We start from the raw sequence: 12555 nt of genomic DNA, 5'->3' as shown, positions 1-12555 counted from the left end.
GTGTATTCGTCCATCACTGAATTCGCCTGTTTCTTTGTCCCTACCTGAAAATATGGGTACTTGCACGAGAACCAATGTAAACATGAAAAAGTGGCTGGGTAACGATCAAGAAAACAAAAAAAGGCCCGCACAAGGCGGACCCTTTTATCAAGCTTTTGGATAGTAAATTGACATATTGCAAGTTTACCTTTTACCCGGGTCATACGCTTCACCGAGTGCAGACGGAGCCGAAGAACGTCCAACCGCTGCAACGAGAACGATGATGGTAAGCAGGTAAGGCAACATGAAAATAATTTCCTGGGGAATACTTTGTGACCATTCAAACAACTGTACATAGTTTCGTATCGCTTGTGAGAATCCAAAGAAGACAGCCGCACCAAAGGCACCAATCGGATTCCACTTACCAAAGATCATAGCTGCAATGGCAATATAACCTTGGCCGGAAACCGTATTGTGTGAGAATGTACCCGTAGTCGTCAACGTAATCGCAGCTCCACCAATAGCGGCTAGTGCACCACTGATCATAACGCCAATATAGCGATAACGAAGCACTTTAACACCAACCGTATCCGCCGCACTTGGATGTTCACCTACAGAACGAAGGCGCAGACCAAATGGTGTTTTGAACATGATGTAATACGTCAGGAATACGAATAGAATGGCCAGATATGTCGTTGGATATACGTTCTTGAAGAAGGCTTCTCCCAGCAAAGGAATGTCTTTCAACAATGGCACATCAAACTTGCTGAAGCCTTGAACCAACGGTGAATCGCCAGAACCTTCAAACAACAGTTTAACCAAGTACAACGTACTTCCTGCTGCCAAAAAGTTAATGACGATACCACTGATAATCTGGTCTGCCTTAAATGTAATAGACGCAACGGCATGAATCAGCGATACCAGTACGCCCAATACAATCGCGAGCAAAACCCCCATCCATGCCGATGTCGTTCCACCCATGCCCGCTTCTTGAGCATAATGTGCCCCGATTCCAGCTGCAAAAGCACCAAAAACCATAAAACCTTCAAGTCCAAGGTTGGTTACACCTGATTTTTCCGAAAAAATTCCGCCGAGTGATGCAAAAATCAATGCCGTAGCAAAGACAAGCGTCGTATTGATAATTTGCCCAATTGTCAACAAGTCCATCTACAACACCTTCTCTTTCTTACGCTTCGAATAGAACGGTTTGAGTATCCAGCGCACGATGCCTTGTGCCGCAATGAAGAAGATAATCGAACCGATCACAATCCGAATAATCTCAGGCGGAACATCCGCAGCAAAACTCATACCTGCAGATCCGTACGTGAGGGTACCAAACAACACTGCCCCCAATAACACCCCAAACGGATGATTCAAACCAATCAGGGCAACCGCAATTCCGTCAAAGCCTGTTCCCGGTGAACCCGACATTACGGTTTGGTATTGGAACACACCAAGAACCTGGAATGCACCACCAAGACCGGCAAGCATACCACTGATAAACATCGCTTTTACGATATTCCGGTTAACATGCATACCTGCATATTCAGCCGCATTAGGGTTGTAACCTACCGCGCGGATTTCATAACCTTGTTTTGTTTTCCACATATAGATATAAAAGAGCACAGCCATCACAAGGGCAATCAACGTCCCCATGTGTACACGGGAATTGCCCATCAGTTCAGAGAGCCATGTCAAACTAATCGAAGCCGATTCGCTGATATCCACGGAACGATTCTCGCCCTTCAACAGCAAGAATTGGCGAACGATAAGGTTGGCCAGATACAGACCAATCCAGTTCAACATGATACTACTGATAACTTCATTGACCCCACGTGCCGCTTTTAAATAACCAGCAATAGCGGCCCACAGACCACCAAACAATGCACCGGCAATCAAAGCCAGTGGCGCATGAAGGTAGATCGGCAAACCTGCAAATTTAACACCAACAAATGTTGCAGCGGTCATACCAACGAGAAATTGACCTTCTCCCCCGATGTTAAACAACCCTGCACGTGATGCAAATGCAAATGCAAGTCCAGTCATAATTAGTGGTGTCATTTCCCGTACTGCTTCACCAAAGTTGTACATGTCGCCAAATACCTTGGTGAACAATGCACCATAGGCTTCAATTGGATTGTAGCCACCAATCAGCATGACAACTCCACCGAGAATAAGACCCATAATAATAGCTACTACAGGCAAAATAAATGAATCTCGGGTAAACCATTTCAATACGTTATTCATGCGCAGTACCTCTCTTTTGGGTGCTGCCCGCCATCATCAAGCCGAGCTCCCTATCATTGGTTTCTTCCGGCAGCACCTCGCCAACGATCTGTCCTTCATAAATAACAGCAATTCGGTCAGATACATTGATAATCTCATCAAGCTCAAATGAAATCAGCAGAACAGCCTTCCCTTGATCGCGCTGTGCAATCAGTTGCTTTTGCACGAACTCAATAGCCCCTACATCCAAACCACGTGTTGGTTGCGCAGCGATAAGCAGTTCAGGGTTTTTATCAACCTCACGGGCGATAATGGCTTTTTGCTGGTTTCCTCCGGACAAGGACCGAGCCTTGGTCTCGATGCTTGGTGTACGCACGTCAAATGCCTCAACAAGTCGTTTTGCCTGCTGTTTGATGGCATCAAAGTTAAGGAACCCTTTACGGGTATATGGTGCTTTATAATACGATTCCAGAACGATATTTTCACTCACTGAAAAATCAAGTACAAGTCCGTGTTTATGGCGATCTTCCGGAATGTGGGCTACACCCGACTCCGAGATATGGCGTGGAGAATGATTGGACAGCTCCTTGCCCTCCAAAAGAATCGAACCGCTCTCTACTTTACGAAGTCCGGTAAGGGCTTCAATCAGCTCACTTTGACCGTTGCCATCCACGCCTGCGATTCCGACAATCTCTCCTGCACGTACGTTCAGGTTAAGTTGGTTCAGAACCGAAATACCTTCTTTATTCTTGGCCGTTAATTTACTGACTTCGAGCACATTGGCTCCAGGTGTAGCCGGTTTTTTGTCCACTTTGAATGTGACATTCCGCCCCACCATTTTCTCTGCCAGTTCATTTGGATTCGTTTCCGAAGTTTTGACCGAATCAATCACTTTACCCCGACGGATAATCGTTACCGTATCGGAGATTTCCATGATTTCTTTCAGTTTGTGCGTGATCAAAATAATGGACTTTCCTTCAGCTACAAGCTTCTTCATGATGATCATCAGTTCTTTGATCTCTTGAGGAGTCAATACGGCTGTAGGCTCGTCAAAAATCAGAATGTCTGCACCGCGATACAACGTTTTAACAATCTCTACACGTTGTTGCATTCCGACAGAAATATCATGAATTTTGGCATGAGGATTCACCTTAAGTCCATACTGTTCGGAAAGACGCTGAACTTCAGCCGCTGCTTTTTTATAGTTAATATTGAGACCCTTCGTTGGTTCAGATCCCAAAATAATGTTCTCTGTTACCGTGAACGGCTGTACAAGTTTAAAGTGCTGATGCACCATGCCTATGCCAAGATCGATCGCTCGGTTAGGGCTGTCGATGATGACAGGCTTGCCATTCACTTCAATGGAACCTTCATCTGGCTGATATAGACCAAATACAATATTCATCAACGTTGACTTACCAGCGCCGTTTTCGCCCAGTAGCGCATGGATCTCGCCTTTACGAAGCTGAAGGCTGATGGCGTCGTTGGCAACAATGCCTGGGAAACGCTTCGTAATTTGTTTTAACTCAACGACGGGGGTTGCTGCACCCATGTAATCACCCTTATAACTGATATAGTGTGGTTCCGCAAACGTAAAAAAAACGTCTATCGACGTACTTTCAAAGAAGACAGACCGCGCTTAGCTGAAGTTTTTCTTGCGATAATCGAATGGTTCAGCTGATTAATAACATATCAATTCCATTATCTTAAGAAAAGCTCCTACCGGAGCGTTGGTGCACAGTGACCTTGTACAATTGTTATGATGACTTGATCAAATGTTCCTGTTCTTGCAATCATAAGGCCGGTCAAGACCGGCCCCAATGATTATTCATTTGCGACTAAGATCAAAATTACTCCGTAGGAACTTTGATTTCGCCGCTGATGATTTTTTCTTTGTACTCTTCCACTTTTGCAAGTGTATCAGCAGATACATTGGCAGTAGAGGTATCAGCAATACCTACGCCGTTTTCTTTCAAAGTCAGGTTCTCGGAACCACCAGCGAATGTACCATCAACTACTTCTTTGTTAACGCGCTTAACTGCTTCGTCAACTTTTTTGATCATGGAAGTCAAAGTGATCTCATCGCCAAACTCAAGAGATTGGTCTTTGTCAACACCGATAACCCATACATCTTGACCTTGTTTCTTACGAGCACTTGCTTCGTTAAACACACCGTTACCTGTTGCGCCAGAAGCGTGGAAGATAATATCTACGCCTTCATTGTAAAGTGTTGCTGCTGCTGCTTTACCCAAGTCAGGTTTATCAAATGCACCTGTGTAGTTAGAAATGAATTGAGCATCAGGGTTAACTGCTTTAACCCCTTCTCTGAATCCTACTTCAAACTTTTTGATCAGTGGGCTTTCCATACCGCCTACAAAACCAATTTTGTTGGATTTTGTTGTCAGACCAGCCACAACACCAACCAGATAAGATCCTTCTTCTTCAGCAAATGTTACGGATTTAACGTTAGGAGAATCAACAACACTGTCGATGATCGCGAGTTTAGCATCAGGGTTTTGCTCAGCTACAGTTTTGATTGCATCAGCCAATTGGAAACCGATACCCCAAGTCAGGTCATATCCGCCTTTAACGAATTCGTTCAGGTTAGGAATGTACTCTTCATCGGATTTACTTTGCAGATATTTAACAGCAGTACCTGTTTCTGTTTCAGTCGCTTGCAGAGCTTCCCAAGCGGATTGGTTAAAGGATTTGTCATTAACTCCACCTACGTCAGTAACCATACCGATTTTGAGGTCGGATTTCGCTTCAGTGGATGTGCCACCTGTATCTCCTCCGGCATTTGTTTCTTCTTTCGGTTTGCTACCGCAACCTGCGAGCATAACCGATACCGCCAGCAACATTACCAAAGACAAGCTGAGCATCTTTTTCATTTCTCTTTTTCCCCCTTAATGATATATCCCTCATTCCAATCCAGCCTACAATTTGAACGGTTAACAGATAGCAGGAATGACTTTTATGCAGAATGTATGGTTTCTTCGACATTAAAAGCGCATTCTCACCCTTGTAGCATCCTATCATCTGTCGAAAAACCGAACATTATGACATGGAGAGAAAAATCTAGGACTAGCCTACTAGAGGTGATTATACAATCAACCAGTGTTAAAATCCAGATGTTTCATCACCAAATATCACATATTTTTGTTCTTTTTTTATTGAAAACGCTTAATAATTTAGCGTTTTAACACACTAACGTTACAACGATGTGATGTTATATAACAAAAACATATCGTGAACTTTAGTGATGAGTGGGATTTACCTGTTTTTATTTGTATTATTTCACCGTTCGTATTTTATGTATTCTCATGGACCGTTATTCATCAGTTATCTGGTTTCATTGTTCCCTTCCAGACTACAGCCTATTCGCTCTACTCATTCAGAGATTCATCTCCGAATTTCTTCCAAGCCGTAAAAAAGCCGCCATATAGGTACGGCGGCTTGTATCATACAATTTAAGCGTTGATTTTGCCTTTAGCTACAGTAGCCAAAGAGTTGAACGCATTGATGTCGTTAACGGCCAGATCAGCCAACATTTTGCGGTTCATGTCTACTCCAGCAAGTTTCAAACCATGGATCAGTTTGTTGTAAGACAAACCATTCATACGTGCTGCAGCATTGATACGAACGATCCACAGTCTGCGGAAGTTACGTTTCGTGTTGCGACGGTCACGGTATGCGTATACCAGGGATTTCATTACTTGCTCGTTAGCTGTTTTAAAAATACGGTGTTTGGAACCGAAATAACCTCTTGCCAGTTTCAAAACCTTTTTATGACGACGACGTACTACAAAACCGCCTTTTACTCTTGCCATATTAAAGAACCTCCCAAATAAATATAAATGTATCCGTGGTATGTGTACGGCCGTAGCCGATCCCCCATACGGAATCTACTAATTAAAATTAGCCTTTCAAGTTAGCCAAGCCTTGTTTCAAACGTCTAACATCCCCGGCAGCCATAACTGGGTTACCGTTCAGAACGCGCTTAGCACGTTTGGATTTGTGGGAAAGCAAGTGGTTTTTGTGAGCTTTGTAACGAAGGACCTTACCGGAACCGGTAATTTTGAAGCGTCCTTTCAAACTGCTGTGTGTTTTCATTTTAGGCATTTTGTGTTTCCTCCTCCAATGTTATCAGGCTTTAGGAGCCAAAATCATGATCATACTGCGGCCTTCCAGTTTTGGTTGACGTTCAACAGTACAAAGTTCTGCAACTTCTACCTTAACGCGCTCCAAAATCCGTTGACCAATCGCGGCATGTGCAATTTCACGTCCGCGATAACGAACAGAACATTTCACTTTGTCGCCTTCGTTCAAAAACTTAACTACATTACGAAGCTTCGTTTGATAATCGTGCTCCTCAATATTGGAACGGAACCATACTTCTTTAATATCAACAATTTTCTGGTTCTTACGGGCTTCTTTATCTTTCTTTTGTTGCTCATAGCGGAATTTGCCATAGTCCATAATACGACACACCGGCGGTTTAGCCTGTGGTGCCACATTGACCAGATCCAAATTCAGGTCAATCGCCATTTGCAGTGCTTCGCGAATGGGCGTAATCCCAATTTGTTCTCCTTCAGCTCCGACAAGGCGTACTTCCTTCGCCCGAATCTCATCATTAATCATGTGATCTTTACTAATAATCGTCCACCTCCAGGTCATTTTGAATATCCATTTAAACAAAAATAAAAGGGATGCCGGTCAAGCTACCGACATCCCTGTAATCAACACAATTCTTCATGAGTATACACTTCATAAATTATTGGGATCGTTGACCAGCCAACATGTTTGTTGATCAGGTGAGAAGTCGGACTTCTGCTTGTGATTCCATTTCTATTCGTTTTAAGGCACTTGAATACTATATCACCCACAAAACACATTGTCAACATTCTACACAACTTTTTTTTCGCAAATTATACATTTGTGATATCAAATGTCAACAAGGTATCGCATGCAAGTTCCTTACCCTTGTTTGCTTTGCACCTCATCCAACCGTACAACACGTGTATGTTGAGTGTGGCTCCACTGTTTGTTGTTCTGCGTAAAGAAAGCGTAGAACGTAATCGGGTACCAAGACAGCAGGTAGATCGGGAACAAAATCAGATATAGATAAACTTTGGCAAAGGTAACCTTCTCCAGCGCCATGGACAACAGGAACGTCAGAATGTTCAAACCAATAGCCATGAACCCAACCCATAACGGGAAGTACCCATAAATATTAGCAATGTGCGGACCACTGAATATAGCCATGTCTACCCACATCACAGCCGTCATCAGGAACGTAAGCAACACCACATAGACATTGGCTCCATAGATAGCAAGGTCAAATTTCACCAGGCTTCTTTCCTTAATGGATTGCCAGAGCAGCGGGAAGAAGTATCTACGCGCAACTGTAAAGTGACCTTGCATCCAGCGCAGACGTTGTCTCGCTGAAGCTTTGAATGTTAATGGCTTCTCATCAAATACTTTGGCGTCATAGTTGAAAACAGGATACACATTACGTTGCACACTGCGCATTGTAAACTCCAGATCCTCAACCAGACTTGTTGCACCCCAACCAATTTCCTTCAACAGGTTGGTCTCAAAGCACATTCCGGTTCCTCCGAGGAAATTCGCCATATTCAAGTTATGACGAGACAACTGCCACAGACGGTTGATGTACCAGTAAGATACTCCGTAAGCTGCAGTAATCCAGGAATCCTCCGGATTTTTTGTATCAATGTATCCTTGGATAACACGTGAACCATTGTTCAAGTCATCATTCATCTCAAGCAAGAAGTTACGGTCAACCAGGTTATCCGCGTCAAACATAACAACTGCGTCATACTGACGTGGCAATTTCCACAGGTACTTAAGCATCCATTCGATGGCATACCCTTTACCTCTCAGATCGGCGTTGGTACGTACACATGCGTTTAATCCATGCTCTCTGACAATTTGAGCCGTTCCATCCGTACAGTTGTCACAGATGACAAACACATCGTACAGATCTTCCGGATAGTCAAGTTGTTTCAAGTTCTCCATCAAGGCACCAATGACTTGTTCCTCATTGTGTGCTGCGACGAGTACAGCGAATGATTTTGTCGCCGGATAATGTTTCTTTTTCTTTTTCTTAATCAGACCGAACAGCGAAAACGTGAATTGGTACACGGCTAGCAGTGCCAGAATGACCTGCATCGTGACGAATATAGCGTCCAACATCGTTCTCTGTTACCCCCTTTTTTTCAAAACCCAGTTTACTCAAGCATTTCTCTTCCTGATTCTGCAATTTATTTTTTTTTGATCTGCAGAATATGACCCTGTTCTTTTGTGTACTACGTGAATATATCAGGCAATGTTTCAAAGCTTGGTTGCTATCAGTTGGCTGCTTTATCGATTCTGTATCCTTTTCAGTCATTTGTCAAAACCCCAATTCCACTTTCTGAAGCAGAAATGTGATCTTTAAACGCTGAATAGACACTTCGTGATACCGCAACCTCGCATTCATGCCTGTTATATCTTATTTTCAGCCGTTTACTTGATTTTTATTTCTAAAGTCCCTGCTTTTTTCATCAGCATGTTATTCTTCGTCAGAGGCTCTATAACAAATAACGCAAACAGACCTCAAAAAGTTTGAAACAGAACTCACATTTTTTTACCTCATTTCAGCCATGTTGAATCATTGTATCTTTTTTGGCTGGCCCAAGTCAAAAAGTTAAGATGGGTATATATCCACTCTTTAACATGAATTTTACGTTCTTTACATGGGTTCTTCTTGAAAAGGACAACATTTAAAAATATGATAAACATATACCTGAAATAACCTCAAGTTCATGAAAAACGGTTATATACTAATCAGGACGAAACCGGATGTAGAAAATCACCGGAAATAATGCCGCCATTACGGGCGGCCTGACTGGCAGGAGGCCAATATGAGCCGTTTATTCTTAAAGTTTCAAGATTATGATCGAAATGTTTTTATGTGGATCAACGGCCGGCTTCATAATCGTTTTATGAATTTTTGGCTGTATTATTTCACCCATCTGGGTGGAGCAACTTCTTCTATTGCAATATCACTGTTAATCTGGCTGCTTGCTCCAGCTCCATGGAGCACAACAGGACTCCAGGCTTGTATCGCTCTTGCGGTCAGCCACATTCCTGTAGCCATCGCGAAAAAATTGTATCCCCGCATTCGACCTTATCTGGCCTTGCCGGATACAATTACGTTCCGTAATCCCCTGACGGATCACTCGTTTCCTTCAGGACACACAACTGCCATTTTTTCGGTCACGGTTCCCTTTATGACCACTGATCCGATCTTATTGCTAATATTGTTGCCTGTGGCCCTTATTGTCGGATTCTCTCGAATTTATCTGGGATTACACTATCCTTCCGATGTTCTGGCAGGTGCCACAATAGGTACTTTAGTCGCACTTGCAACAGTTGCATTCTGGTCTTAAAGCCGATATGTTAGACTCAGAAAAACCTAGCAGGAACAGGTGAAGCAAGCGTGGAGAAAAAAAGAGTATTACTATTATCTGAAGGCTTTGGTACGGGTCATACTCAAGCCGCCTATGCACTGTCCAGCAATTTGCGAAAGCTCTCGCCAGACGTGCAGACAAAAGTGCTTGAACTGGGAAGTTTCTTAAATCCCAAGGTTGCACCTCTGATTATAACAGCATACAAAAAAACGGTTACCAATCAACCCAAACTTGTCGGATACGTATACAGACACCAATATAAAAAATCATTGAACAGGCTGACAACACTGGCGCTGCATAAACTGTTCTATACACATACACGCAGCGTTGTGCGCCAGTTACGTCCCGATGCGATCGTCTGTACACATCCGATTCCAAGTGCTGTCATATCCAGACTGAAACGTCTGGGTGTACAGGTTCCCCTATGCACAGTCATCACCGACTATGATGCACATGGGACGTGGATTAACCGTGAAGTAGACCTTTATCTGGTTTCTTCAGATGAGGTTAAGTCCAAACTAATGCTACGCGGCGTACCTACAGACAACATTCGAGTCACGGGCATTCCGGTGCATCCGAATTTCTGGGAGCATCCCGGGCGAGAAGAGATTAGAAGCAGATTCAACCTCAAGAACATGCCCACTGTACTGGTGATGGGCGGCGGTTGGGGAATGCTCAGCGACAAGCTGGTCCATCCGTTGCTGACACGCTGGCATGAAGATATTCAGATCATTTTTTGTCTGGGTCGCAATGATAAAGCACGGATCAGCATGGAACAGAACCCCATGTATCGCAAAGAAAACATTCATATTTTGGGATACACCAACGAAGTGGACAAATTGATGGAAGTATCCGACCTGCTGATCACCAAACCTGGGGGAATGACATGCAGCGAAGGCTTGGCCAAAGGAATTCCAATGTTGTTCCACAACCCTATACCTGGTCAGGAAGAAGAAAACGTCCACTATTTTACCGCAAGAGGGTTGGGAGAACCCATAACATCGCTCGACGTAGTGGTCAAATGGATGAACAAGTTATTGCATCACTACCCGGATGTTGTACGTAAACGCAAACGTCATCTGGCGGAAATCGCCAAGGTTCATCCGCTGCAGAGTGCTCAAAGTATTATCGATCTGCTGGAGGACGTTCGTCCTTCATCCGCAGAAGAGGCCCGTTTATGAATTTATCCCATTAGGATGTCGCTTCCCGTATTCTTCGTCTAATCAAGCCTCTAACCAACGGCTTCAAACAAGACTGCAACCACATTGAAAAGGTGCCTTCGAATCCGAAGGCACCTTTTCTTTATGAAGGAAAGTACAAACTATTGTATGCCTGTAGACTTCAAGTACTCCTGCCACTGCTTGGTGTAATCTGCCTGAATTTTTTCCAATCCTGCTTGTTTAGCCTTCTCCATAAATGTGTTCAATCCAGCCTCTACGTCTGCCACCAAACCTACATTAAGCGGATACAAATATTGTTTTTCCACTTGCTCCAATGCAGCCTTCTCGGCTTGGTACGGAGTCCAGTCTTCAGCAAATCCTGTAAAGATATCCGGCTTTTTGATTTTGTCGAGATCTTCAAACATGGTCAGGACATCATCAAAGGTTTTATCATAGAGCATGAATTCCGGATTACGCCAAGCCCAGCCATTCATGCCCTCACGCGGGAAGCCGTTTGTTTGTGCATCTCCGACCATTTTGTAATATCCATTATCTACCTCGAAGTTTTTGCCTTCAATACCGTATTCAGTCAACCAATTATATCGTTTGTCTGTCACAAGTTTCTCATAAAATGCCAATGCTTTTTCCGGGTTTTTACTGCTACGCGGAATCGCAAAACCATTGTGGATCGGGTGAACCGGTTGTGCAAACCCTTTCGCATTCGGGTAAGGGAAATAAGCCAGTTTCCAATCTGGATGCGTAGACTGTACCTTGATTACATCTGCATTAAATTTGTTAGGGTTTTCCCCGGACAGAACAACGGCCGCTTTTCCATTTTGCAGCAACGAGTTGGATGTATCTTTTACATTCAGTACGTTTTTCGGGAAAAATCCTTTGTCCATCCAACGTTTGTATGTTTTCAGGTCTTCCAGGTGTTGCGCGGATCCCCAATAGGACGTCACAGTTGATGGTGTGTCATACATAATATCCAGTCCATATGGAAGTTGACCTGCTGTATTAACCAGCTTGGATGTCAATTGACGAATACCATGGGTATGGTTGGCATTGCTATCCGCAATCGGAATCATATTGGGTTCGTTGGCTTTGATGCCCTCCAGATATGCTTCAAGCGTTTCCAAGGATTCCGGTTTTGGAAGATTGTACTTCTCGCGCAAGTCCTCACGGTACGCAATTCCCTCTGTTACATACTCAATCCATGTCGATGGAACGGTATATATTTTGTCATTGATTTTGACTGCATTCCACATGTCATCAGGGACATGAGCTTTCAGTGCTGGCGCTGCTGTTGGCAGCATTTCATCCAGTGGCAGGAACGCGCCCTTCTTCGCATAAGACTGATAGAATGTCCAATCCGCTGTGAAGATCAGATCGATCGGCTGTCCGGAAGACAGCAGCAGTTTATATTTTTGATCCCAGTCCGTCCAAGAAGTGTAGTTGAATTTTACATTGACGTTCAGATCAGCCTCAGCCAGCTTATTGATCTCGGATTCAATGACAGGCAGATCTTTGGGAGCATCCCCAAGCATGTAAAATTGAAGCGTTACTTTCTCGCCTTTGTTCTCGGACGCTCCTCCCTGCTCACTTCCTTGCGTCGATCCCCCCGAACCGTTATTACATGCGGCAAGCACCCCGGCGAACAACATCAGGGCAAGTACCAGAGACAGGTGCCGAATTGTTTTGTTACGCATACGCAT

At 43.9% G+C, this 12555-nt stretch carries 11 protein-coding genes; 2 read left to right on the top strand and 9 right to left on the bottom strand.

Annotated elements, in window-relative coordinates; translation table 11 throughout:
• Positions 1 to 183: 183 nt before the first annotated feature.
• The 8 genes from NST33_RS08585 to NST33_RS08550 form a co-directional block, all read right to left on the bottom strand.
• Positions 184 to 1146, bottom strand: a complete 963-nt coding sequence (locus NST33_RS08585; RefSeq protein ID WP_091014847.1) for an ABC transporter permease — start codon at positions 1144 to 1146, stop codon at positions 184 to 186.
• Positions 1147 to 2226, bottom strand: a complete 1080-nt coding sequence (locus NST33_RS08580) for an ABC transporter permease (RefSeq protein ID WP_036610168.1) — start codon at positions 2224 to 2226, stop codon at positions 1147 to 1149. It abuts the gene before it with no gap.
• Positions 2219 to 3757: an ABC transporter ATP-binding protein gene (locus NST33_RS08575; protein WP_036610171.1), complete on the bottom strand. Its 1539-nt coding sequence runs from the start codon at positions 3755 to 3757 to the stop codon at positions 2219 to 2221. The genes NST33_RS08580 and NST33_RS08575 overlap by 8 nt, the downstream gene beginning before the upstream one ends.
• A gap of 298 nt (positions 3758 to 4055) precedes the next feature.
• Positions 4056 to 5096, bottom strand: coding sequence for a BMP family ABC transporter substrate-binding protein (locus NST33_RS08570; protein ID WP_221822889.1), 1041 nt, complete (start codon positions 5094 to 5096; stop codon positions 4056 to 4058).
• A 579-nt stretch (positions 5097 to 5675) separates the two neighbouring features.
• The gene (gene rplT / locus NST33_RS08565) at positions 5676 to 6035 is read right to left on the bottom strand and encodes a 50S ribosomal protein L20 (RefSeq protein WP_017689664.1); all 360 of its coding nucleotides are present in this window, start codon (positions 6033 to 6035) and stop codon (positions 5676 to 5678) included.
• A gap of 88 nt (positions 6036 to 6123) precedes the next feature.
• The gene (gene rpmI, locus NST33_RS08560; RefSeq protein WP_017689665.1) at positions 6124 to 6327 is read right to left on the bottom strand and encodes a 50S ribosomal protein L35; all 204 of its coding nucleotides are present in this window, start codon (positions 6325 to 6327) and stop codon (positions 6124 to 6126) included.
• Between the two features lie 24 nt (positions 6328 to 6351).
• Positions 6352 to 6846, bottom strand: coding sequence for a translation initiation factor IF-3 (gene infC, locus NST33_RS08555; protein ID WP_017689666.1), 495 nt, complete (start codon positions 6844 to 6846; stop codon positions 6352 to 6354).
• Between the two features lie 336 nt (positions 6847 to 7182).
• Positions 7183 to 8421: a glycosyltransferase family 2 protein gene (locus NST33_RS08550; RefSeq protein WP_339307616.1), complete on the bottom strand. Its 1239-nt coding sequence runs from the start codon at positions 8419 to 8421 to the stop codon at positions 7183 to 7185.
• Between the two features lie 710 nt (positions 8422 to 9131).
• Between NST33_RS08550 and NST33_RS08545 the strand changes: the two genes are divergently transcribed.
• Both NST33_RS08545 and NST33_RS08540 read left to right on the top strand, forming a co-directional pair.
• Positions 9132 to 9659 (top strand): phosphatase PAP2 family protein, encoded by a 528-nt coding sequence (locus tag NST33_RS08545; protein WP_017689668.1) that lies wholly within the window; start codon positions 9132 to 9134, stop codon positions 9657 to 9659.
• Between the two features lie 50 nt (positions 9660 to 9709).
• Complete coding sequence (locus NST33_RS08540; RefSeq protein WP_221822887.1) at positions 9710 to 10861, top strand: glycosyltransferase; 1152 nt, start codon at positions 9710 to 9712, stop codon at positions 10859 to 10861.
• Between the two features lie 140 nt (positions 10862 to 11001).
• Here NST33_RS08540 and NST33_RS08535 read toward each other — a convergent pair whose 3' ends face one another.
• Complete coding sequence (locus NST33_RS08535; protein WP_339307613.1) at positions 11002 to 12549, bottom strand: extracellular solute-binding protein; 1548 nt, start codon at positions 12547 to 12549, stop codon at positions 11002 to 11004.
• Positions 12550 to 12555 lie beyond the last annotated feature (6 nt).

Origin of the sequence: Paenibacillus sp. FSL L8-0435 (genome assembly GCF_037965655.1) — a bacterium.
Taxonomy (GTDB): Bacteria; Bacillota; Bacilli; order Paenibacillales; family Paenibacillaceae; genus Paenibacillus.
Note: the sequence above shows the minus strand (reverse complement) of the source record. Positions and strands in the feature narration are given on the sequence as shown.